This window comes from Octadecabacter dasysiphoniae, assembly GCF_021532615.1.
GTDB classification, from domain to species: domain Bacteria; phylum Pseudomonadota; class Alphaproteobacteria; order Rhodobacterales; family Rhodobacteraceae; genus Octadecabacter; species Octadecabacter dasysiphoniae.
In genome coordinates this window covers 1-23,723 of record NZ_JAKGAQ010000004.1, presented here as the reverse complement: position 1 = coordinate 23,723, position 23,723 = coordinate 1, and the positions used below count along the sequence as shown (strand labels likewise).

The 23,723-nt window shown below is 54.9% G+C and carries 18 protein-coding genes and 1 pseudogene; 8 read left to right on the top strand and 11 right to left on the bottom strand.

The window, feature by feature from the left end; translation table 11 throughout:
* Positions 1-333 precede the first annotated feature (333 nt).
* Positions 334-1,017 (top strand): hypothetical protein, encoded by a 684-nt coding sequence (locus tag L0664_RS14705; RefSeq protein WP_235226653.1) that lies wholly within the window; start codon positions 334-336, stop codon positions 1,015-1,017.
* Between the two features lie 282 nt (positions 1,018-1,299).
* Positions 1,300-2,235, top strand: coding sequence for a hypothetical protein (locus tag L0664_RS14700; RefSeq protein WP_235226652.1), 936 nt, complete (start codon positions 1,300-1,302; stop codon positions 2,233-2,235).
* A 114-nt stretch (positions 2,236-2,349) separates the two neighbouring features.
* Here L0664_RS14700 and L0664_RS14695 read toward each other — a convergent pair whose 3' ends face one another.
* Both L0664_RS14695 and L0664_RS18680 read right to left on the bottom strand, forming a co-directional pair.
* On the bottom strand, positions 2,350-3,000 hold the full coding sequence (locus tag L0664_RS14695; protein WP_235226651.1) for a type 2 periplasmic-binding domain-containing protein: 651 nt from the start codon (positions 2,998-3,000) through the stop codon (positions 2,350-2,352).
* Between the two features lie 27 nt (positions 3,001-3,027).
* Positions 3,028-3,204, bottom strand: a pseudogene (locus L0664_RS18680) (helix-turn-helix domain-containing protein); the annotation flags it as partial.
* A gap of 436 nt (positions 3,205-3,640) precedes the next feature.
* Here L0664_RS18680 and L0664_RS14690 point away from each other — a divergent pair.
* Both L0664_RS14690 and L0664_RS14685 read left to right on the top strand, forming a co-directional pair.
* Positions 3,641-3,814 (top strand): hypothetical protein, encoded by a 174-nt coding sequence (locus L0664_RS14690; protein ID WP_235226650.1) that lies wholly within the window; start codon positions 3,641-3,643, stop codon positions 3,812-3,814.
* A gap of 17 nt (positions 3,815-3,831) precedes the next feature.
* Positions 3,832-4,608 (top strand): LytTR family DNA-binding domain-containing protein, encoded by a 777-nt coding sequence (locus L0664_RS14685; protein WP_235226649.1) that lies wholly within the window; start codon positions 3,832-3,834, stop codon positions 4,606-4,608.
* A gap of 167 nt (positions 4,609-4,775) precedes the next feature.
* Here L0664_RS14685 and L0664_RS14680 read toward each other — a convergent pair whose 3' ends face one another.
* On the bottom strand, positions 4,776-5,705 hold the full coding sequence (locus L0664_RS14680) for a LysR family transcriptional regulator (protein ID WP_268821722.1): 930 nt from the start codon (positions 5,703-5,705) through the stop codon (positions 4,776-4,778).
* A gap of 124 nt (positions 5,706-5,829) precedes the next feature.
* On the opposite strand from L0664_RS14680, the gene L0664_RS14670 reads away from it, so the two are divergent.
* Positions 5,830-7,185, top strand: a complete 1,356-nt coding sequence (locus tag L0664_RS14670) for an ABC transporter substrate-binding protein (RefSeq protein WP_235226648.1) — start codon at positions 5,830-5,832, stop codon at positions 7,183-7,185.
* Positions 7,186-7,288: 103 nt separating this feature from the next.
* On the top strand, positions 7,289-8,953 hold the full coding sequence (locus L0664_RS14665) for a glycoside hydrolase family 13 protein (protein ID WP_235226647.1): 1,665 nt from the start codon (positions 7,289-7,291) through the stop codon (positions 8,951-8,953).
* 161 nt (positions 8,954-9,114) lie between these two features.
* On the opposite strand, the gene L0664_RS14660 is transcribed toward L0664_RS14665, so the two are convergent.
* Positions 9,115-10,137 (bottom strand): permease, encoded by a 1,023-nt coding sequence (locus L0664_RS14660; protein ID WP_235226646.1) that lies wholly within the window; start codon positions 10,135-10,137, stop codon positions 9,115-9,117.
* Positions 10,138-10,222: 85 nt separating this feature from the next.
* Between L0664_RS14660 and L0664_RS14655 the strand changes: the two genes are divergently transcribed.
* Together L0664_RS14655 and L0664_RS14650 are read left to right on the top strand one after the other, a co-directional pair.
* A complete protein-coding gene (locus L0664_RS14655) occupies positions 10,223-11,080 on the top strand; it encodes a LysR substrate-binding domain-containing protein (protein WP_235226645.1) in 858 nt (285 codons plus the stop codon).
* 484 nt (positions 11,081-11,564) lie between these two features.
* On the top strand, positions 11,565-12,164 hold the full coding sequence (locus tag L0664_RS14650) for a LysE family translocator (RefSeq protein ID WP_235226644.1): 600 nt from the start codon (positions 11,565-11,567) through the stop codon (positions 12,162-12,164).
* 278 nt (positions 12,165-12,442) lie between these two features.
* Here the strand turns inward: L0664_RS14650 and L0664_RS14645 are convergent, their stop codons facing one another.
* From L0664_RS14645 to L0664_RS14615, 7 genes are all read right to left on the bottom strand, one after another.
* Positions 12,443-13,867, bottom strand: coding sequence for a VCBS domain-containing protein (locus tag L0664_RS14645; RefSeq protein WP_235226643.1), 1,425 nt, complete (start codon positions 13,865-13,867; stop codon positions 12,443-12,445).
* 529 nt (positions 13,868-14,396) lie between these two features.
* Positions 14,397-15,467, bottom strand: coding sequence for a TIGR03032 family protein (locus L0664_RS14640; RefSeq protein WP_235226642.1), 1,071 nt, complete (start codon positions 15,465-15,467; stop codon positions 14,397-14,399).
* A gap of 53 nt (positions 15,468-15,520) precedes the next feature.
* A complete protein-coding gene (locus tag L0664_RS14635) occupies positions 15,521-16,825 on the bottom strand; it encodes an HlyD family type I secretion periplasmic adaptor subunit (RefSeq protein WP_235226641.1) in 1,305 nt (434 codons plus the stop codon).
* Positions 16,826-16,827: 2 nt separating this feature from the next.
* The gene (locus L0664_RS14630) at positions 16,828-19,002 is read right to left on the bottom strand and encodes a type I secretion system permease/ATPase (protein ID WP_235226640.1); all 2,175 of its coding nucleotides are present in this window, start codon (positions 19,000-19,002) and stop codon (positions 16,828-16,830) included.
* Positions 18,999-20,156, bottom strand: a complete 1,158-nt coding sequence (locus L0664_RS14625; protein WP_235226639.1) for a TolC family protein — start codon at positions 20,154-20,156, stop codon at positions 18,999-19,001. The genes L0664_RS14630 and L0664_RS14625 overlap by 4 nt, the downstream gene beginning before the upstream one ends.
* Before the next feature lie 188 nt (positions 20,157-20,344).
* Complete coding sequence (locus L0664_RS14620; protein WP_235226638.1) at positions 20,345-21,151, bottom strand: SapC family protein; 807 nt, start codon at positions 21,149-21,151, stop codon at positions 20,345-20,347.
* Positions 21,148-23,723, bottom strand: a 2,576-nt coding sequence (locus L0664_RS14615; RefSeq protein WP_235226637.1) for a VCBS domain-containing protein, incomplete at its 5' end; no start/stop codon positions are given. The genes L0664_RS14615 and L0664_RS14620, both read right to left, overlap by 4 nt.

Below are 23,723 nucleotides of genomic sequence, written 5' to 3'. Positions count from 1 at the left end.
GGGGCCGAGCACGGGATTTGAGGATGGGTTCGGCAGTGGCATTGACTCGTAGCAGTGTCTGGCCTGCCCGAAGGCGCAGGTTGCTGCTTGTGATGCAACAGCCCCCTGTCCTTCTGTAAGGTCATTGGGATACCTATGACCGACCCGAAGCGCGCCCCCAAAGGCGCGTTTTTTTTGGTTTCCCGACAACGCTGAATGTGAATGAGTTTGCGAACCGCGACCGCTGCGTTGTGTATGAAGTGTTGAAGCGATTACGTAACTCGGGTACCCTCATTCCGTGCATAAGCCGCAATGAAAATTGCGCACCTACGACTGTACAGTCAGGAGACTACTGTGCGTCATCTTATTTTACTTGCGGCCCTTGCCGCAATTCCGGCTTGTGTCAGCTTTCCCAAAAACGTCGCCATGGGTTCTTCGAACAATGTATTTGGCAAGACGTACGAAGGGCAGCTTATCCGAATACTTCCTATCTTCGTCCAAAACCAGCAAGGCTCTGCCTACCGTGAGACGAGCGGCCAGGCCGCCGGACTCATTGCCGAAGTAATTGGCGCGAATTCCCAGTATGTCTATCAAGCTGTGGCACTTGCCAATGCGGCAGGCTCAGCAGTCAGCGGTGAATACGAACAAAAATACCGGGGGGCGTTCTGTCAGTATTATTTGATGGTGAACGACCCGGATTTAATGACAGCCATCTCCGGCGGTTATGACGAGGACGACTACGCCGAAGAAGAAGATGAGTACCGCGACCGAGAAGATCGATACGAAACAGACTACTTTGAGGAAAACCTAGAGTCGCTGGAAGAGCAAACCGAAGACGCGCGAATTCTGGCCGATATCCAAAGACAGCAGGCCGACATTGACAGTATTCGGGCACGATTAGATCGCCCTGACGCCCCAACCGAACCAGAGATGATCATGATCGTGAACCCCTGCCGCGATTTCAATATCGGGCAGGATCTAATCATCGCATTCGCAGGCTACGAAGCCATTTTAGAACCCAGCTGGAAACCGGATTAAGGGCCCAGCGACTTAGATCTAACTGGCAGCGGCAATGCCATTTCACCTACCTCTGGTTTTCCTAAAGGCCCACTTCTTATCATTTGTCACCAACAAGCGGTCAGAAGACACTCGGGTCATTGAGAAATTAACCAATGAACAGATCGTAGGTGCACACCATTCTCATGATGTCCGACGGACGCTTTCCTGATCGAGAGCGGCAATAGGATTGGGCGTCCCGATATCAATGACGGACATTGCGACGCATCTTTTGCAAGTCCGAAAACCTTGAGGAAGACAAAAATGGCCCAACTCATCGACCTTTCTGGATCACCACTGACGGAAACAAAACCGAGCACGACACCCGCTGCAAGTTCACCACTAAGCCGCCGCAAATTCTTGTCCAATGGCATGGCAGTGGGCGCAGGCGTGGCGTTGGCAACACCTGCGCTGATCATGCCCAACTCAGCGTCGGCTGGCGGTATTCCTTCAGATGCCCACGTCATTGAGCACTCACACAACTCAGGCCTTCACAATGAGGGCCGATCCCGAACACTGGTAAGATACCAGAAGCCTGGTGATAGTCCTTTGCAGGTGCGTGGATCGATGTTCACCGGTCGTTGGAGTGTTCATGATTTGAGGGCGGCTTCGGCGCCGGACCCCGTTCTTACGTCGTACTTCAATCTACAAAATGAATACGGCGGCACAAGCGGCGGCGACGGCAACCGACGCCTACGCATGGATCGAAACCATGCGAACAGGGTGCGTTCCCGTATGAATGATACTCCAAAATTGGTGGCACCAGGCGCCACTTGGTCTGGTTCTCGTTATAAGGCGGCGGACCTTCATGTGAAATCATACAGGATTGGTTCTGATAAGTATTCGACCATGGCCTTTTACGATGGTGCGTCTCGTCGTTGGAAATCCTATACTTTTGACTACAAGGTCGACCGCCAAGGACCAGATGCCGAACAGTTGCTCGCGGCAATTCGTTACCAAAGAACAGCAATTCCTAGAACCTTAGCGACGGTTGGCGGGACGGCCATCACAGGTCTATTCATCGCGGCAACTCTGAAATCAGCTGGGCTGGTGTTAGCTATTAGCGCAGTCGGTGCCGGGATTGTCTTACTCGCGATATGCGCTTTTGGTGCCACGATAGCCGCGATCGGTCTCGCGGAGAACTTAGGCAAGATTGATGAAATCAAAAGCTCCTACGCACCGTTTGCAACAACGATCTAAAAATTTGAAATCTTCGGATAGGGCGGAAATTTGAAACTTCCGCCCTATCCATGGCGTCTTTCAGAAAGTTATAATTCTGAAAAAACAGCCAGGACTTGGAATCCAGTGTTATTCCTATGTGTCATTGTTGATGAGCAACCGAGCAAGCGCCACAATTGGTTCCGTCATCGGCCTTCCTTCCCGAATGGCGATCTGGTGACGTCGACCGGTCGAAACAATACATCTTTCATCCGCCGCCAGACGCCCGGACGCTATCAGCCGCGCATTAAAGTTGAGACACCCCAACATCGCACCCGTTCCCGCAAGCGCGCCGTGCAGCGCGAGATCGTATGAATCGCAGTGAATGACCGGGCGATCAAAGAGGTATTCGTTATCTGAATATTCAATCCAGTCGGCAAAACACAAATTCTTCTCATGGGATGGCCGATACAGCAGCAATGGTGTGTCCATTGGCATAGGCCCGATTTCCATTGGTGCAGACAACAACGCGATTTGCTCGTCGAATAGAACTGTGGAGTTCCAACCCTTCGTTTCGGTTTGGGCGCACGTGTAGATCACATCATGACCATCAAGAAATAACATCTCAGGATCGTCAACCGGCAAGACCGCAAATTGATCGCGCAGCGTCTTGCCTTCAGGACAAATGAGGATCGATTGTAAGGCATATCTTGCGTAAATTGGATGACATGCAATCTGCAATATCGTGTCGAGGTCCTCTAGACTGAGCTGCCAAAGGTCCTCCAACTCGGAGAAGGGTTCTGCCAAACACTCAAAGAGCCGCCGACCTTCTCGGGTGGCAATGACTGAACGGGGATGCCTTTTGAACAGCTGATGTCCAAGAAGATCTTCGAGAAGTTTTATTTGCTTGCTGACCGCGGGCGCAGAAACACACAGTTGATCCGCTGCGCCGCAAATGCTGCCTTCTCGCATGACACATGCGAAATACCATAGGGCCCTAAAAGGTGGCATTGACCCTCCTTGGCAGGATCATTCCACGGTCCACATACCACCTCCCCCAAAACGCGAATGTAAAACCGTATTCCGGAATCCTTTGCATGAGTAGGTCAGTATCCGAAAGAGACGTAACACAGCCAAAAGACGCTCACCGCTGACACAGCAAAAAGAAAACGAAGGTCGGATGGTGACATTCGTCTGCGGTCGTGTGCGATCGGCTGTGTCGCTGTAACGCGCCGCGGGGCAGACAAGGGATTTGTTGCGTTCCCAAGATCCAGAACTCCGCCGGTCGGGTTTCTGCGGCACAGTGTAAATCATGCTAAAGCGGGCAAATGACCTCTTACACCCGTTGATAATCGCCGCGTGCGCGTGGTGCTTAAAGGGCAAAGCCTCTCTCGCCGGTTTGCACGTTTGTTTGCGACCCGGATCAACAGCAATGCAAGTCAAAGCTATGTATGCTATCGCTGCTTGGGATCTAAAAACTGCCATTATTCCACTTACGTTTGTTACGATAAGAAAACGCTGGCAAAACCATTGTGTGGCGGCAATAAAAGGTTCGCATAAACTTCGTGAACACGCCGTAATTATTCGCGAAATCCAACAATCGCGCACTCACGAAGCGTGAAATTGACGAGGCGACGTATGCTCATCCCTCCAGTAATTCGTCAGACCAACCGCCTCGCTGCTCAAAAAATCACAAGCTCGGTTTTTTGGATCATCATCATTACTACGATCTTGCTGTGCTTCCTTGGGGGGCCTTTTGGAACGCTCGAAAATCTTCCAAGCGGTTTTCGATTAATCTACTGGTCATTGAGCGTCACCACGACAGGTGTCTTGGGGCTCTGGGTGCATTCTCTTGTTCGCACACAAGGCTGGGAAGGCTGGTTGAAAATCTCAATAGTCAGCGGTGTATTCGGCCTTTGTGTTGGTGGTGTGATTGTCCTTTTAGGTCTGACAATGCTCGGCCCACTCGAAAATACGCCAGGCGCGATTGAGACCTTCGGATACAGCTTTCCATCAGCAGCGGTTATCTTTTTTGTTTCGATACACGCGCATACGCTCATGAGTGAGACGTCCCTATCGCCAAAAAACAAGGTTCCGGCATTGATGAAGCGGTTGGACACGCACACTGACGCAGTGCAAATTCTCGCTCTTTGCGCTCAAGATCACTACGTGGAAGTCATTACTGAAAAAGGTTCCGAGCTCTGCCTACTGCGTTTGAATGACGCCATCAGTGAAACTGCTCCGCTAATGGGTTTTCAGATTCACCGCTCGCATTGGGTGGCAAAATCAGCAGTTGAGGCCGTCGAAATTAAGGGGTCTGCGCCATACGTAAAACTGGTTAATGGCAAAACCCTCAGCATCAGCCAATCTCGTTTGAAAAAATTTGAACAGTTCCTACAGGGCCACGGTCAATAAGTGCGCATTTGCAAGATGGGCCATGACATCAACCTCTAACTCAGGGACCAAGCCCCGCAGCGTGCAAGACCTCGCAAAGCTAAGACCACAGATACCCAAACACGGTCGGGCGCACCATTATACCAATAGCCGCGCGCCGTTTGCTTAGAAATCCTAAGACAGTTCGACTAAGGCAAATCGTAATAGGCGTGACTACCTATCCGCTCTCTCAAAGAGCTTTTCAAACGCGTGACCCTATCTTCGACGTTTTTTGTCGCCAAACTATAAAGACCAATTGGAACCAAGTTTGGTTCAAGATCGATCACGTCTAGGCGTTCAATCTTCTGGGTCTTGAAGAAACCTTCGGTTGGCAGTGGATAGGTCAGTATCGCGTTCGTTTCCCGCAATAGATCAATCCCGGCAAACATCGAGTTGGTTGAGACAAAATTCGCACCGCTGGATCGAGGGCGCGTAAACGACGGGTCCAGTTCATCGCGATTAACGATGCCGATATGTCGATTGCCAAAGGCAGAGACGCTCAATTTCGGAAAATCTGCCAAGTCAGACAGCCTGCACGGGCGACCGTTAAGGGGATGATGCTGGCCCGCGTAAAAACCATCGCTAACATCAAAAAGGTGTTCAAATTCAAAGCCCGAGTTTTCGGACAGACCTGCGACCTTGGTGCCCAGAAAAAACGCGATGTCACCGATCATCAGGTTTCGAAGCCCATCAAGGCTACTGCACACATCAACATGAACAGATGTCATCGGGTTCTCGCTTAGGAAATCCGCGACGAGGTCTTTTACGAAAAGGTGCCACCATGAAAACCCGGTTCCGATGCGCACGGACTTTTCTTGTGATGCCTTGAGAAGACGGATTTCGGCGTTTGCATGATCACCCACGCGGGCCATGACTTTGGCGTGCTCATACAGGACCTCTCCGAAGTCTGTGAGGGTCATGCCACGCGACGATCGATCAAAAAGCTTAACGCCATGTTCGTCTTCAAGTTTGCCAATGTTCACGGAAATGGTCGGCTGGGTCACGTGCAGTATTTCTGCGGCGGCAGACACATTGCCGGTCTCAGCGACAACCAAGAATTGTTTTAGCCGGCGGTCCATAAGTCATCCATAGATTTTCCTAATATTAGTTAGTCTAAATCGAATTTCCTCAATGGTAAATTGCTCGATAGCGTCCTGCCATGCCCTCGACCGATTAGAAGGGCGCATCATGGGAGGATACAAAATGCATAAAACACTATTGGCCGCGTCCAGCGTCTTGGCCTTGACCGCTACCTCGACGCTCGCAGAGGGCCATCTTCTGTTCACACCGGGTGAAGGGGCGTTCAGCTGGAACAGTCTTGATGAATTCGCGTCAAAACAGGCAGATCTGTCTGGGCAGACTGTCACCATCGCAGGCCCGTGGCTGGGCCCCCAAGCCGAAGCCGCTGAAGCCGTCATGGCGTATTTCGAATTGGCGACAGGCGCAAACGTCGTTGTAAGCGGATCTGACGGCTTTGAGCAGCAGATCGTTATCGACGTCGAGGCCGGATCCCCGCCAAACATCGCCGTGTTCCCACAGCCGGGCCTGATGTGTGATTTGGCGCGCAACGGGCAACTTGCAGACATGGGCGCACAAACGGCGCAATGGATGACCGATAACTACGCCGCCGGGCAATCATGGACAGATTTGGGTGGGTGCGCCGGAACCGACGGGTTCTTTGGGTTTTCCTACAACGTAAACGTCAAATCGCTGGTTTGGTATTCCCCCGAAAATTTCGAAGATGCGGGCTATGACATTCCGTCCAGCATGGAAGAGCTTAAGGCATTAACCCAGCAAATCGTCGATGATGGTGGCACGCCGTGGTGCATTGGGCTGGGGTCGGGCGCTGCAACCGGATGGCCTGCGACTGATTGGGTCGAAGATTTGTTGCTGCGCACCCAGACGCCCGATATCTATGACGGTTGGGTAACCAATGAGATCGCGTTTGATGATCCTCGCATTGTGGCTGCAATCGAAGAATTCGGTTGGTTCGTAGGCAACGATGACTATGTCGTGGGTGGTGCGGGTGCAGTTGGATCAACCGACTTCCGCGACAGTCCAAAGGGCCTGTTTTCATCACCCGCGCAGTGTTTCATGCACCGCCAAGCATCCTTTATTCCGGCGTTTTTTCCTGAGGGCACGATCATCGGAGAGGATACAGATTTCTTCTATTTCCCATCTTATGCGGACAAGGACCTCGGCAATCCAGTTCTGGGCGCTGGTACTTTGATCTCGATCACCAACGACAGTGATGCCACGCGCGCCTTGATCGAATATCTGAAAACACCGCTCGCCCACGAAATCTGGATGGCGAACGAGATCGACGCCTTTCTAACCCCGCATCTGGGTGTGAACATCGATACCTATCACAATGTTGGCCTGCGGGGTCAGGGCGAGATCTTGCAAAACGCAACAACATTCCGCTTTGATGGATCGGACCTGATGCCCGGTGCCATTGGCGCAGGACTGTTTTGGACAGGCATGGTCGATTTCACCAGCGGCACATCAGCACAAGACGTCGCCACAGCCATTCAGAATGGCTGGGTTGCGCTTCAGTGACCTCCCACTCCCCGATGTTTTGCAGGTCGGGGACCAAGAGAACGCGCCTCAGCGAAAGCTGGGGCGCACCTCGTTCAAACCAACAGACCAGATTGAGAACAAGATGACAGACCCCAAAACACCGTGGTGGCAAACCGCAACTGGATACCAGATTTACCCCCGCAGCTTTTGTGACAGCAACGGGGATGGGATCGGGGATATTCGCGGGATCATATCAAAACTTGATCATCTGGCCGACCTTGGTATCGGGTTTATCTGGCTGTCGCCTGTCTATGCGTCGCCCATGCGCGACAACGGCTACGACATTTCAGATTACTTCGATATTGCACCGGAATTTGGGACAATGGCGGATTTTGACGCGATGTTGGCCGAGGCCAAACGCCGCGACATTCGCATCGTTATGGATTTGGTCGTCAATCATTGTTCTTCAGATCACGCGTGGTTTGTGAAGGCTTGTGAAACTACGGATTGCCCGGAACATGAATTCTTCTATTGGCGACAGGCGCGCGCAGATGGCGGCCCGCCAGACGATCAACGTGCATGCTTTGGTGGATCGGCATGGCACTGGGTCGAGGCGGTCGGAAAGTATTGCTATTGCCATTTTGGTCCGCAACAGCCCGATCTGAACTGGCATAACCCCGCATTGCGTCGTGAGATTTACGACATGATGAATTGGTGGTTGGACAAGGGCATTGGCGGTTTTCGCATGGATGTCATTGAACTGCTTGGCAAAGACCTTGAGGGGCGCATTTACTGCGAAGGCCCTGACATGCATCGCTTTGTCCAAGAAATGCACCGCGAATGCTTAGCGGGGCGCGATATCTTGACCGTCGGCGAAACTTGGGCCGCAACGCCTGACACAGCCTTGGACTATTGCGGACAAGACCGCCAGGAATTGGATATGGTGTTCAATTTCAACCATGTGCAGGCCGCCTGGGATCCCGTTCTTGGTCGATTTGGGCCCAACATCTTTGATCTGCCAACCCACAAGATGATCATGAATGACTGGCAACAGGCCTTGGCCGATGATGGTTGGAATTCGCTCTATCTGTCCAATCATGATCTGCCACGGCCCGTGTCGCATTACGCTGATGACAACGAATTTCGGGTACGGTCAGCCAAGATGTTGGCAATGGTTCACTATCTGATGAAAGGGACGCCGTTCATCTATCAAGGTGAAGAAATCGGGATGACAAATGCCAACTTCACGTCCCTTGATCAGTTCCGGGACATCGAAACTTTGGGTCAATTGACGGAACAGTTGGGTCCAGAAGGATCAAACAAGCGCAACGAAAAGTCCGTTGACGAATTTCTTCGAAATGCCAACAAGAATGGCCGCGACAATGCGCGCGCACCCGTTCAATGGAATGCGGATCAGTGGGCCGGCTTTGGGGAATGTGCCCCATGGATCGACATAAACGCCAATTACAAAACCTTGAACGTCGACGCAGACCGCGCCGACTCGGACGGCGTCTTTTCCTTTTACCAGCAGATCATTGAATTGCGCAAAAAGGACCCAATCTTAACGCATGGGACGTTTGACTTGATTGCACCCGATCTCCCATCCATTTTCGCGTATCATCGGCGTTACAAGGCGCGGCAATTGACTGTGGTTGCCAACTTTACATCAGAGACACAAGATTTGGATCTGCCTGACTTAACAAGCATTAAGGTTTCGCCAATCCTATCAACGGCCCGGCACGATTTAACCGCCCCCCCGTCCTTCCTGTTACCGTTCGAAGGGTTTGCTTGGATAGAAGACGTCTGACTTGATGACGAAACTGTATCGAACTCACCAGGGCTTTTGCGTCAAGAATAACGGCCACTGCTGTCTTGCCATTTATGCAGTGTAAGATTCTTGTTTGATACGGGATTTCTACATCAGTTTGGTCGGTGTGTGTTCGTGAAGGGCTACTGATTTGCCTGATGTCACACAGCCCATCCAAATGCATATCCCGCCGCCAACGACCCGAGAACAGCAAGCAAAAGATACAGCAGGAAGGGCTTTAGTTTCAGCACAGGCGCGATGGCCATCGCCCCCCAGATGCTCACCACGCCGCCAGAGATCAGAAATGCCATCGCCGCCCCTTTGGACATACCATTTTCAATCAGACCACGCGTGAGCGGCAGAGCGGCATAACCGTCGATATAGGCCGGAGCGCCGACAAAGACGGCTGCGGGTATGGCCCACCATTGATCCTCACCGAGATACGCGGCGAGTGATCCTGGGGTCAGGGCCGCGTTCAGCGCATACTCGGCCGCAAAGGCCGGGATCAGACACATCAGGATAAGCCGCGCAGTTGCCCAGAACTGGGCGCCGAAAGATCGACGTCGTTGCTCGGTGCGCCAAACCTTAGGTTCAAAAGCTTGGACTTCACCGCATCGGGAGGTGGTCAATTGGCGGGCCAAACCGTTGTCGCGAAGCGCGTTCAATGCCCAAGGCGATTTAGCAAACAAGGCGGTGATTGCGCCACCGAACACGCCCAACCCGAATGCCGCGAGCGTCTTACCGATAGCAAAGCTCAGACCGAGCGTTGCCGCCGTTGTGGCAAGCATTGCAGGATCAGTAATAGGTGATGATAGCCAGAACGCCATGATTGGGGCCAACGGCACACCTGCCGCCAACAACCCCGCCATCAGCGGTAGAACAGTGACACCGCAGACCGGTGTGATGGCCCCGATCAGCGATGCGGCCATCACCGTGCGCAGCGTCCGCCCCTCGAACGCGCGCGCAATATGGGCATCCGCACCACTGGCAATTATCCAAGCTGCAAGAACGATGCCGGGAACAACGATTGGGGCAACAGCAACCAGCCCCCACCCGACAAATATCGCGGTATTTCCCATATGATCGGGCCATACGAAGGCTATTCCTGCAAGCAGGGTGAGGCACAGACCCCATATCGCGCGCTTTTTGCCTTTTTGTGGTTGCACCACTGTTTGATCGACCATGCGATACTCCTTCGGTCTTGTAGAATAGTGGGTGAAAATGCATATGTGAAACGCATAGCTCAAATATCTACCATCGGATTTGTGAATGGATAACCTTGATAGCGACCTGTTGCGCACCTTCCTTGCCGTCGCTCAAGCGGGGAGTGTTACTGACGGCGCTGCGCGCATTCACCGTTCGCAATCCGCCACCAGCATTCAGATCAAACGTCTTGAGGCGATCCTTGGCCGTCCTGTTTTTGAACGTCATGGGCGGGGTGTCGTGCTAAGCGACGCGGGCCGTACCCTGTTACCCGTTGCCCAAGATGTGACAGCGCGTCTTGACGCTGCACTGCGGGACGTTTCACAGCGTGTCGTTTCGGGTAAGTTACGTATCGGTATTCCCGACGACCATGGCCGCACGAAGCTCGCGCAGATCATTGCGGCCTTCACGCGTCATCATCCGAAGGTTGAACTGGACGTCACGTGCGCCTTAAGCAGCGGGTTTCCCGAGGCGCTGGAAAACGGGGCGCTCGATCTCGCTATTTACGAGGTGGAACATCCCAAACAGCACGAAGAGGTTTTATTCGAAGATCCCACCTGCTGGATGGCGTCGGCGCATCGGGAATTCGCAACTGACGACAGCCTGCCAGTTGCCTTGTTCGATCATGCCTGCTGGTGGCGCGATGTGGCGATTTCGTCACTGGAGGCGCGCGGAAGGCCCTACCGCATCGTGTATTCCAGCCAAAGCGTGTCAGGTGTGATCGCGGCGGTCGAAGCCGGGATAGCAGTCGGTTTACTTGGGCGATCATCCCTGCTTTCGGATCTGTCTATTGTGGGTAAGAGATTTGGGTTCGCACCCACCCCTGCATCCAAGCTCGTGATGGCAGCGGGAATTTCCCCTACACGTGGGCCGCTGGATGCGATGAAAACAGCCGTCCGCGCTGCGTTTCTGACCCGAGCCTGAGAATTCGGCTACGCGACCGACTGTAGAAAATTCGGGAATTGCGAAGCTATTGTAAACATCCGGCTCCTAACCATCAGTTCCTGTGTCGCCCGTCGGCGTCACGACAACGGACCCTTATCGTAACTTCTGGATCGCAGATAAATTCACCATTTTCTGCGGCTTCGCAAATCGCAGTTTAGCGTGAAAAACGGCTCGTTTGATCGCTACAAATGAACGACGTTCGTTGTTCGGACAGTCACGTACCGGATATCGCACGCAACGAAATCAGATCAGCTCTGCCACAAAACAAACGCTCTGGCCGCGCACCATCTAAGACTGAATTTGGCCTTAATGATTGGTATCGAGACCCCATTATGAACGGGACAACGTCATCAACGTAAAACCTGCAATGATAGTTTGACCGTCGCAAGGGATCGGTCGTAGCCTAAAGCAGCGGTTGCGAAGGGATACGACCATGACGATCGAAACGTACATGATCTATTTGATGGCCGTTGCCGTGTTTTTCGCGACGCCCCCTGACACGAGCCAACTCCTCATCATATCCAACAGCGTCAGACATGGGCTACGGCGCAGCGCCTATACAATCGCTGGGGATTTGACGGCCAACAGCCTGCAAATGACGGGCGCGGCTTTTGGTCTGGCGGCAATTATCGCAACCTCTGCAACTGCCTTCATCTGGATCAAATGGTTAGGCGTTGCCTATCTGGTTTGGATTGGAATTCAGCTCATTCTTACAAAAGACCAAGCTGATGACATCACCGCCAACACGTCTGACCAATCGTTTAGACTGTTCCGACAAGGCTTTGTGACATCTATGGCGAACCCGTTTGCTGTTGTATTTTTCGGCGCGCTCTTTCCACAGTTCATAGACCCGACGATGCCCGTTCTGCCGCAGCTTTTCATTTTGGGTGTCACATACCTGGTGGTTGATGGCGCGATTTTGGTGCTTTGGGGCTGGTTAGGTGTCCGAGCGGCTACGGCACTAAAACAGTTTTCCTTCGGCTTGGTGAACAAGGTTTGCGGGGCACTGATGATTGCCGCCGCCGCATTGCTGGCAAGCAAGGACTTCCAGCCACAACGATAGTCCGGGGTTCGGATTGCCAGCAATTTTGCAAAGTGCTGTCGTTGATGCCGCAAGGGTTGGCCTTCCAGTCTTATCGACATTGGCAATTGGAATGATGGGAATGAAAGAAGGCCTACGAAACGTGGATCGCCCTGATACTGTTTGCGCCAATCCCAACCTTAACACGTAGTCCGCCTCATTTGAGCACCGCTGGCCTCGACAGCAATCAAATCAACAAAAGGGGACAGGCACGGGCTCTATTTCTGGGCGCCTCGGATTGAGGGGTTGGGTCACCCCGGTCATGCGAGAATTACATGGTCTGCGGTAAGGATATCGGGGCTAATATCATCAAGGAAAACCACGATGCCGGCGCCCAGATCAATCCGCGTGTCGTGGCCGCCGGGCCCATCGGCGCTGATCACCGCTTCGAATGCCGCGAAGTCCTCGAAACCAAAATTGCTCAGATCAAGTTTATCCCCTTCGTTTGTATTGAAATCGGTCACCGTGGTCTCTCCGCCATCATCGCCAAAGATCACGATATCCGCGCCCTGTCCGACCGATAGCCGGTCTGTGCCGCCGCTGCTATAAATGATGTCATCGCCTGCAGTCCCCCTCAAGTCGTCATCATCAATGGTACCTATCTGCGTCGCAACATCCGAGAAGTTACCACCAAAGACAACGAAGCTTGCACCAGCAAGGAATGCATTGGAATCAGAGTCTGGCGCACCAATGATCAGGTCATCGAAACCATCACCATTCACATCTCCCGCGCTGCTCACCGAATAGCCGGACCAGTCTAATATCAACTCGCCGTTGATGATAACCCCCCTGAGATCAGCATTATCCGAGACCGCGCCAAGCTCGATCCCCTTAGTGATCGCCTCAGTGACGCCGTTGATCGTGACGGTGACCGTTTCAAAGGCGGTGCCATCCGCGCTCAGCACAGTGAAGCTGTCGGTCAGCGTCTCGCCAGCACCCAACGTCTGGATCGCCGTTTGACTGTTGTCCGCTGTGTAGGTCCACGCCCCCACTGCATCGATGTCGAAGCTGCCGTAAGTGCCCACCGTTCCGTTTTGGGCATGGAACACCGCCTCGCCTGTGTCGATGTCCGTCACGCTCAGCGCACCGCTTACCGTCAGCACGGTGACCGTGTCTTCCGTCACGGTCTCGGTGGTCGCGCCAGTGATGACCGCCGCTGTGTTCTCTACCGACGTGGTCGCACCGAGCCAGACCGCAAGCCCCAATCCGGCAAGCGACGCGAGACCCACGACCGGCCAGATGTCCGCAACACTTTCAGCACTTGCCGCTTGCGCCACCACTTCAGCGGTCTCAACCGACACGAGCACCGTGCCATCACCCATAAACTCCACTAACTCGGCAGCAATCTGAACCTGTGCGCCATTCTCAAGCGTCACTTGCACTGACCCATCCACCAAAGCGTTGATCGAGCGCACACCGTCCAGATGATTCAGCGACACCGCGCCCGCATCAAACTGCTGGGCTTGCGCGCTCGACCCAAGAACCAAAACCAACCCTGCCAAAGACAGCGGCCCACGACGCGCGACATGGCGCTGCAAAGCCAACAATGTCGAACTGGGCCCGTGCACGACCGGGCAAGCCGGGGTCTCGGATGCAACGGTTACGGCAGACCGTGTCGCAACGCGCGCCACAAACCCATCTTGCAGTCCGTCTTGATTTCTCGCCATCGCATCAATCCAGTTCATTGACAGAAGTTTTCTCGAAATACCTAGGTCCCGTTTAGGAGAGTCTCTATCTCATGTGTTCGGGTGGGAAGACAGTCCGCGAAGACTGGCAAAAATTGACGATACTTTAGCCGAAATCCGATCAAATCAAAAACAAACCATGCGCAACCAATGGCGAAACGAAATCCCTAATCCCGTCATCAATCTGTTCTGTAGACGTGCGAAGGGAACTTGGCCGCAAGGTATTTTGAACCGTCTTATCTGAACTAAATGCGGCTCTCGGAACAAACGTTCTTCGCGCATGTCAGTCGCTTCCTGCAATTGGGGCGGTTCGTAAATATTTTCTGAGCCATAGATGAACAAATCATCCAGCCATGCGTGTGTTCGAAGATCAACCATGCCTCATCATTGCCCGGATATGAGGCCATCCCCGAATAGAAAATCCTTCCAGAGCTGCAATCCAATACCAGAATTCATTTGCATTCCTTAAACCCCAGTTCAGATCCTTGCTTGCCGCCGCTGCCACCGACCAACCACTCATACCGCGTTCCTACTTTCCGAGTATATCTGCGCCCACATCTGGACGGATCGCAAATCTGATCTGTTCGGTCCGAAATCCCAGCGCCATCGGTCTGCGAATACCCGGAAGAACCGCAACATCGTAAAGTTCCTGCACGACACCATCGATATCCAGCCGATGCTCTAGATCGCCGGTTTTCAGATTGACGATGCAGATTGCGCATTTCGCCAACGCGCCCTCACGCTTTAGGCGTTCATTCAACGCGAGCCCTTCAAAAGTATCGCTGCCGCGCGGCCGTGACAAACCGATGACCGCGTAGTCGCCCACGAACGTCAAACCCCGCGCGAAACCTGGCAAAAAGCATACCGGTTCAAATTGACCCGTCGCGATGTCAACACGCCCGAACTCTCCGGTGCCCGTTTGAAGCACCCAAAGCTGACCATCATACACACGCGGCGAATGGGGCATGGATAGCCCCTCCACCACCGTTTCACCGCTTTCGACATCGATCAACAGTCCGCCATTTTGGCGGTGGTCGCGCCAACCCTCAGCCACATTCGAACGCCCGACACAGGTTACGAAACGGGGCACATCGTCCTGCACTGCCATGCCGTTTAGGTGGCAACGGTCCTCGGCGGCGATACGATCAATAAATGGTGGGTTCCAAACCGGGCTAAACGATCCACGATCACTCAATGTGGCAATGCAGTTGAAACGCGTGACCACAAACAATGGAGTCCCATCAGCGCGGATGTGAATATCATGGATGTCCGCGTCGCCGGTTGTGTGGCCCGTCACCGGTACGAACATCGCATCGTGCCCGTCTGCAACGGTTCCGGGATCAAGGAAGTTTTCAAAGCGCCAGAGTTGATAAAGCGAGCTCATCCAAAGCCGCCCGTCACCAGCCGCCAGCCCCATGCAGCGATCAAACGTGCGTTCAAATACCGACAATTCACCACCGGGTTTCATGCCGATCAGGAACAGTTTGCCAGCCTGATATGTTGTAAAGGCTAAGCTGGCCTTCTGGTCCGCCAGCCATGACGTGAAAAGCCTTGATCCGTGAATGGCAAGTTTCGGTGTGTCTGTATCTGTCGCTGTCACGTCGGCATCCTATGTCTACTCATGGTTGGGGAATTGCGTCTTCGTCATCGGCTCTACTCGAGGAACGCCCGATCCTTCACGCGGATTACAGGACGGATAAGGTAGTCCAGCACCGTTTTACGACCCGCAAGGATGTCCACCTCTGCGATCATGCCGGGTATGATCGTCACGTCTGCACCATCCACATCGGTCAAAGTGTCTTCAGTACGAATACTGATGACGAACACCGCCTGTTCGTCACGTTCGGATCGCGTAACAGCATCGGCCCCGATCCTCGTGATAACCCCGTCGAGCGCGCCGTAGCGGCTAAAATCGTATGCTGTCAAATTGATCTTGACCGGTTGATCTGGGCGCAGAAACGCAATGTCGGAGGGGCGCACGTAGGCTTCAATGCTTAAGCCGCCTTCAAGTGGCACGATCTCAATCAATTCTTCGCCACGTTGCACCGCCGCGCCAATAGTGGTGCGGTGAATAAGGTTGACGACGCCGCGGACCGGCGCCCGCATCACCGCGCGCCCGGCTCGTGTTTCAAGTGAGGGCAGCACAGCATTCAGGGCTGCCAGTTCGTTGGTCGCCAGTGCAAGATCAGACATCGCTTCGGCGCGGTAGCGATTACGCTCGGCGGCAATCTGGTCATCGATTTCGGCAAGGGCGGATTGAAATCGTGCGAGAGATGCCCCTGCCCGCGTCACCGTACCGCTGACCTCTGCCTCTGTGCGGCGCAGTGCCAAAATCGATGTTTCAGGTTCAAGGCCACGCTGCACAAGAGGTTCCAGCAGCGCGCGTTCTTCGGTTGCAATACTGGCCATGTCCTGAGCAGTCGCCAAATCGACTTCCGCTTCGGTGTTTTCTTGTATGCGCTGTTCCCGACGGCGTTCGAGAATGTCAATCTGCCCCTGCAATTCAGTTCGTCGGGCGGAATAAAGTGCGGCCTCGGCAGACACGACGTCCGGGGCAAGAGCGGCGAGTTCGGTGCTGAAGGTTAGGTTTGATCCATCGATTTCGGCACGCAATCGCTGAATGCGCGCGCGCAATCCGTGGGCCCGTTGGAGTTCTTGATCAAGCTGACCTGTTAGAAGTTCTCCGTCTAATTCCATCAAGATATCGCCGCTTTCCACAATCTCGCCTTCGCCCACGTACAACGCGCGCAGCACGCCCTGCTCGGTGGCTTGGATCACCTGTAGATCACCAGAAGGAACAACACGCCCTTCCGCGCGGGTCACATCGTCAAGCTCTGCGTTTGCAGCCCACAAAACGGCAAGCACAAAAAAGGAAAAAATCGCCAGCAACAGCAAGGATGCGCGCACCGGCATCCGTCCTCTTAGTTCACGTGTCAGATCGTCCAGTTCACGGCCCATCTTCAGCTACCCCCATCACTACTTCGCAAAATTTGGCCCTTCGGACCGTCGGCCACCACCTGTCCATTTTCGAGAACAATAACGCGGTCCACCAGTGACAGAAGGCTTGTACGATGAGTCACAATCACCATTGTTCGGTCCGCAGCGGCGTCCCGCAATCGGGCAATGACGGCGGCTTCGCTCTGAACATCCATCGCGCTTGTCGGTTCATCGAGCAGCAGCACCGACGGTTGACCCAACAGTGCCCGAGCCAGTGTGATGGCCTGCTTTTGGCCACCCGAAAGCCCGGCACCTCGTTCTTCCAAAATTTGATCAAAGCCCATCGGATGTCGCGCAACAAACTCGTCAACACCAGCGATACGCGCAGCCTCTAGCACGTCTTCATCACGCGGACGTGGGGCGCCCACAGCGATGTTGTCACGAATGGTCCCCGAGAACAGCCAAACATCCTGCAAGACCGCGCCCACATTGCGGCGCAGGTCCCCGGGATCAATCTGACGAATGTCCGTTCCATCGATCATAACGGCCCCTTCGCGCGGCTGATAAAGGCCTAGCAAAAGCCGTGCTATGGTACTTTTTCCCGATCCAATGCGCCCGATGATCGCCACCTTCTCACCGGGTTCGATGCTGAACGAAACTCCGCTGAGCGCGTCAGTTTGGGCGTCGGGATATGTAAAATGCACCTTATCAAAACGGATCGCACCATCGAGCCGGGGCCGACTGAGCCAACTGCGCCCCTGCGGCCGTTCGCTCTCAAACCGCATCAAGGTGTTCAGGCTGCGGTAAGAACTACGGGCCTGATTAAGCCGTGTCAGCGTTTGTGCAAGCTGTGCCAACGGTGCCAATGCGCGACCGGTCAAGATCACCGACGCGATAAGCGCCCCCATGCTGAGTGTTCCTGCAGAGATCAGAAAAACGCCGTAGAACACAATCAGGATTTGCGACGTCTGCTGTATGAAGCCTGTGGCATTGATGACAAACTGCGTCACGCTCCGACTTTTCGTCGTGTAGCTGGATTGTTGGTCCACCGCCTCTTCCCAACGGGTCCGCATCCGGCGTGCGGCGCCAGCGGCCTTGATTGCTTCCAAACCGGACAGCGTTTCAACAAGAACGGACTGCTTTGACTGACCTTGAGTGAAACTACGCTCCGCAAGACGTCCAAGAATTGGCTGAACTACGATCCCGATGACCAAAACCAAGGGGATGGCCACTGCCGGGATCAGTGCGAGTGGTCCGCCGATCAACCAGACAACAAAGACAAAGAGTATGACGAAAGGCAGATCAATCACCGCAACCAGCGTCGCAGAGGTGAAGAAATCGCGTATGCTCTCAAATTCCCGTAACGTCGCTGCGGTCGCACCGGTGGAACCGCGATGTGCACTGATCTGCACATCGAGCAGGTGGTCAAAAATACGCCGCCCCATTGTCATGTCCGCACGCCGCCCGGCACGGTCGATAAAGCCCGCACGCAGAAGCTTGATTACAAAATCAAAGATCAGCGCGATCCCCACGCCAATCGTCAATGCAATCAACGACTCCGTTGCTTCGTTGGGCAAAATGCGGTCGTAGACAACCATCGTGAACAGCGATGTAACCAAACCCAAAACATTGGCTAAGGCCGCCGCAAGAACCACTTGGGCGTATGCCCAGCGATTTGCGGCCAACGCAGACCAGAACCAATGCCCCCGTGCGCCATCACCGGTTGCCATGTCTTCACGAGGAATAGCGCGCAGCAACAAGACATGGCCGGTGTGATGATCTGTCACCGCGTCAAGCGTGATTTGGCCTGTGCCATCCCCTCTTTCGGGATCATAAACAGACAGCATTCCTGATTTCAGTTTTGCCAAAACCACAAGCGCGCCACCCTCGCGCAGGGTCAGAATGGCAGGCAAAGCCATTGCATTCAGGTTTGCGGCTTCACGGCGACCGAAAGCGGCCTGCATGCCGGCGCGTTCAGCCGCAGCAATTGCGGCCCTGACACCTTGCTCTGGGCTGGTGGAATCCTGCTTCGCTACGCCCGAGACATCATCTTGCATCTCTTGGAGAGCAGTCAGTGTCACAGGTCGGTCCAACATCGCGGCAACATACATGACACAAGCCTCGAGCGACGTTGCACCTGTTTCCTTTGGGGGATCGGTGCGGCCTTGATCAAGCTGAATAACTTGCGCTTTGGTCATGGTGTTGGTCTTTCCTGCGACAACGAAATGTCGAACACGGCCAATATGTCGCCAGTCAGCGCGAGTGCCGCCCATCCGGTCAGCGCGCGATCATTTTGTGCCGAAATAAGAACCTGATTTGCCTCGAAGGTGTCGAGTTCCGCATCAAGAAGTTCGAGCAAGCTACGTCGGCCAATTTGGAATTGTTCGCGAGCCGCTTCTAATGTGGCCGCATTTGCATCAAGGGCATTTTGCGCAGCGGCCACACGTGCCGCGCCAGTTTCGCGCTCGGAAATTACATTCGCCAGCGCGCGCGCCAAAGCCCGTTCCAGCGCAGCACGTTCTGCAATTGCGGCGCTTAACTGCGCCTCAGCAGCATCGATAGCGGCGGTTAATCGGCCCTGCGAATAAAGAGGGTAATCAACGCTCAGACCCAGACCAATATCGGAGTCTCCTCCGAAATCAGGTTCGGCGGTCGCCTCTAAAGACACCTGCGGCGAGCGGCCTGCCCTCACCGCATCAAGACCCGCCTCAAACGCTGCAATATTCGCATTCGCAGTCCGCAGTCTCGGGCTGGTGCGGGTCAAATCTTCAAGCATGTCATTGGATAAAAGCGGCGCAGAAACAGGCGCAGGTAGATCTGGCGGCGGATGATGATCGAAAACCTCAGCGTAAGCCGCCTCCGCCTGTTGCAGTTCCGCACGCGCGGCAACTTGACGGGCCGTCGCATCGGCTAACGCACTGCGCGCCGCTAAGATATCGGTTTGAATACCTGCCCCGGCTTCGGCCCGCTCATCGATGCGATCCTGCAAACTTTCGAGTGCAGCAACGGTATCGCTCGCCGCGATGAACAACTTTCGCTGCATCACAACGCTGAGATACGTTTCAACCGCGGTCAGGGTCGTGGCAGATGTGCTCACAATTCGTGTGCCGATACTGCGATCCACACTGGCGCGTGCCTCGACAATACGCGAACGACTGACCCCACCATCATAAACGAGCTGCGTCAATTCCAACACGGGCGACACGTCAACATTGCCAAGCCCAGTGGACGAACTGCTGTCGGCGTCTGCCCCGACTGAAATCACAGGACGAAATGCCCCCTCGGCACCGCGCAGTCCTGCTTGGGTTTCGGCCACAGTCGCTGCCTCTCCCGCTGTCACCGGACTCGACATAACCGCGGTGGCAATAAGACTGCCAAAAGGCGAATCCGCTAAACTGGGAATTCGTGTGACTGCTGTTGTGACAGCGGCCGCTGGAACACGTAATTCTGGTTCAGGAACAGGCGGCTCCAATATTTCAGGCGCAGATACACAGGCTGCAAGAACAGCCGTCGCCATAAACCCTATGCGTGCTCTCAAAATCATCGAGCAGCCTGAAGCGAAGCGCTCGTAAATAGCTCCGCGTCTTGTGCCTGCGCGCGTCCAACTTCTGCAAGGAAACCGGCCACTTTGCTTGTTTTGGACGATGAGGGTTCAGCGCAAGAAATCCGCGCTTCTGCCCGCTGCATCCAGTCCATATGACCCATCGAAAGCGCACAGGCCTGCGCCAACCCCAACGCCCCGTTTCGGTGCAGCGTCAGCATTTCGGTTTCAGTCAGCGCCGCCAAACGCTCCGCATCTACACGACGATAAGCAGCCGGTTCCTCGCCGCCATTTTCACCTTCGGTCAAGGGCGCCAGAAGCCGGCAAGCCTCCATCGCCCCATAACAAGCTGACAGCTTCGTTGCATCCCGATGCCGCCGCGCGAATGCCTCGGCAATGTCTGCCAGGTCTTGCGTAAGCCCTTCAGGCGTAAAAAACGACAGCCCACACTTGTCACGACTGACACAACCACTGGCCTCGTCGACCCACAATGTAACTTCACCCTGCTTGTCAGACTGGACGTCAGCATGAAACGGATAAAGCCGCAGAATTTCAGGCAATACAGCTGCGCGCCAAGCCCCTTTTACCGACACAAAAATCGAACGTGGTGCGGTGACCCGCAAGAGCGCAACAGGTGCTCCGTCTGCGCCAAACACGACTGGAAAAGCGAGCGCACACCGCGCGATCTCGGACGTTGTCAGTACTGCATGGCGCAAACCAGCGGCAAAGGTAAAGTTCGTCACATGGTGCCAAGTTCGCTCACCGTGCCGCTGACGTGTGACCTTTTGCCAATCACGCGCGCTCATGCGAGGATCACGCTGTCAGGTGTCAGGACGTCAGGACTGACGTCATTTAGGAACACCGCAATGTTGTCGTCCAGTTCAATCTGTGTATCCCCCTCACTTTCGCTAACCACCGCTTCGAATGCCGCGAAGTCGTCGAAACCAAAATAAACGAGGTCGAGCTGGTCACCTTCGTCCGGGTTAAAATCGATCAACCAGGTCAGCCCTGCATCATCGCCGAAGAGGTAGGTATCCGCGCCCTGCCCGCCCGACAGCCAATTGAAGCCACCACCGCCATAAATGATGTCATCACCAGCTCCGGCAAAAATCACATCAGTGCCGATTGTGCCGCTCAAATCGTCATCGCCTGCGGTCCCGACCTGCGTCGCAAACCCCGAAAAATTTCCGCCAAACACCACAAGACTCGCGCCCGAATTTTCACCCTCAGGATCGTCAAACCGCGCCCCCAAGATCAGATCGTCGAACCCGTCGCCATTCACATCACCAGCACCGCTGACCGAATAGCCGAAGTTGTCTCCCATCGACGCCCCGTTGATCACAAAACCGCCGATGCCCGCCTCAATGTCCGACAGTTCCACTGCATCGCCATCTGCCTTGCCAAACACCACAAAGCTCGCGCCTGAGCTATTGCCATATGGATCGTCGCCAGGGGCGCCGATGATCAGATCATCGAACCCGTTGCCATCCACATCCCCAGCACTGCTGACTGAAAAGCCAGAGTAGTCTTCCTCCGACACCCCGTTGATCACAAACCCGCCAGTGCCGTTTTCAATGTCCGACAGCTCCACCGCGGTACCATCCGCCTTGCCGAACACCACAAAGCTCGCACCGGAGGCATTATTGCCGTTCGGATCATCAAACAGTGCACCCACGATCAGATCGTCAAACCCGTCGCCGTTCACGTCGCCCGCGTCGCTGACCGAAGCGCCAGAGTTGTCATTCGCTGATACGCCATTGATCACAAAGCCGCCGTCGTTGTCGTCCGCCTCAATTTCTGACAGCGCCACCGCCTCTCCGTCCGCCTTGCCAAACACCACAAAACTCGCGCCTGAGTCACTATTGCCATTCGGATCATCTCTGAATGCCCCGACGATCAGATCATCGAGCCCGTCGCCGTTCACATCGCCCGCACCACTCACCGAAGCGCCAGAGTAGTCACCCTCCGACACACCATTGATCACAAAGCCGCCAAGGCCGTCCTCGATGTCGGACAGCTCCACCGCGGTCCCGTCACTCTTGCCAAAGACCACAAAGCTCGCACCGGAATAGGCGCCGTTGGGATCGTCATGCTGCGCGCCCACGATCAGATCGTCCAAGCCGTCGCCATTCACATCTCCCGCCCCGCTCACCGACCTGCCGGACCAGTCAAACGACGACACACCGTTGATCACAAACCCACCGATGCCTGCTTGGACATCCGACAGCTCCACCGCCTCTCCGTCCGCCTTACCAAACACCACGAAACTCGCGCCGGAATCAGTGCCGTTTGGATCATTGAAAGGCGCCCCGACGATCAGATCGTCCAAGCCGTCGCCATTCACATCCCCTGCCCAGCTGACCGACCGGCCGGACCAGTCATTCGCTGACACACCATTTATCACAAACCCACCGGTGCCTGCTTCGACGTCGGACAGATTCACCGCATCGCCGTCCCCCTTGCCAAACACCACAAAGCTCGCGCCGGAATCAGTGCCGTTTGGATCGTCGCCCCACGCGCCTACGATCAGATCGTCGAACCCGTCGCCATTCACATCCCCTGCCCCGCTGACCGAAAAGCCAGAATAGTCCTCCGTCGACACTCCGTTGATCACAAATCCGCGCAAGTCGAGGTCATCCTCAATGTCACCGAAGTCGAACGGCTCATCGACCCCGGTGATCGTCACTGTCACGGTCTCAGTGGTGCCATCCAGCGTTGTGACCGTGAAGGTATCGGTCAGAGTATTGCCCTGACCGAGGTTCTGGATATCCATCTGCTTGCTGTCCGCCGTGTAGGTCCAGACACCCTGCGTATCGATGTCAAAGCTGCCGTAGCTGCCCACCGTACCACTCTGCGCCACAAAGCTCGCCTCGCCGGTATCGACATCCGTCACGCTGAGTACGCCGGTCGCCGTGAGGGTTGTCGCCTCGTCCTCAGTTACGCCACCCGTCGTCTCGCCCGTGATCACCGCCGCATCATTGACCCCGGTGATCGTCACGGTCACGGTCTCTTCCGTGCCATCCGCCGTTGCGACCGTGAAGGTGTCAGTCAGAGTCTCGCCCTCACCGAGGTTCTGGATATCCATCAGCCTGGTGTCCGCCGTGTAGGTCCAAGCGCCATCCGCATCGATGTCAAAGCTGCCGTAGGTCCCGACCGTGCCATTTTGTATCTCAAAGCTCGCCTCGCCGGAATCGGGATCCGTGACGCTAAGCGCGCCCGTCGCCGTGAGGGTTGTCGCCTCGTCCTCAATCACATCGCCCGTCGTATCGCCCGTGATCACCGCAGGGACATTCTCTGCCTCTGCGCTTTCCGAACCGCCTGAACCACCCACCGCAGCGAGAAGCCCCAATCCTCCGGCCCCCACCGCAAGTTCAACAG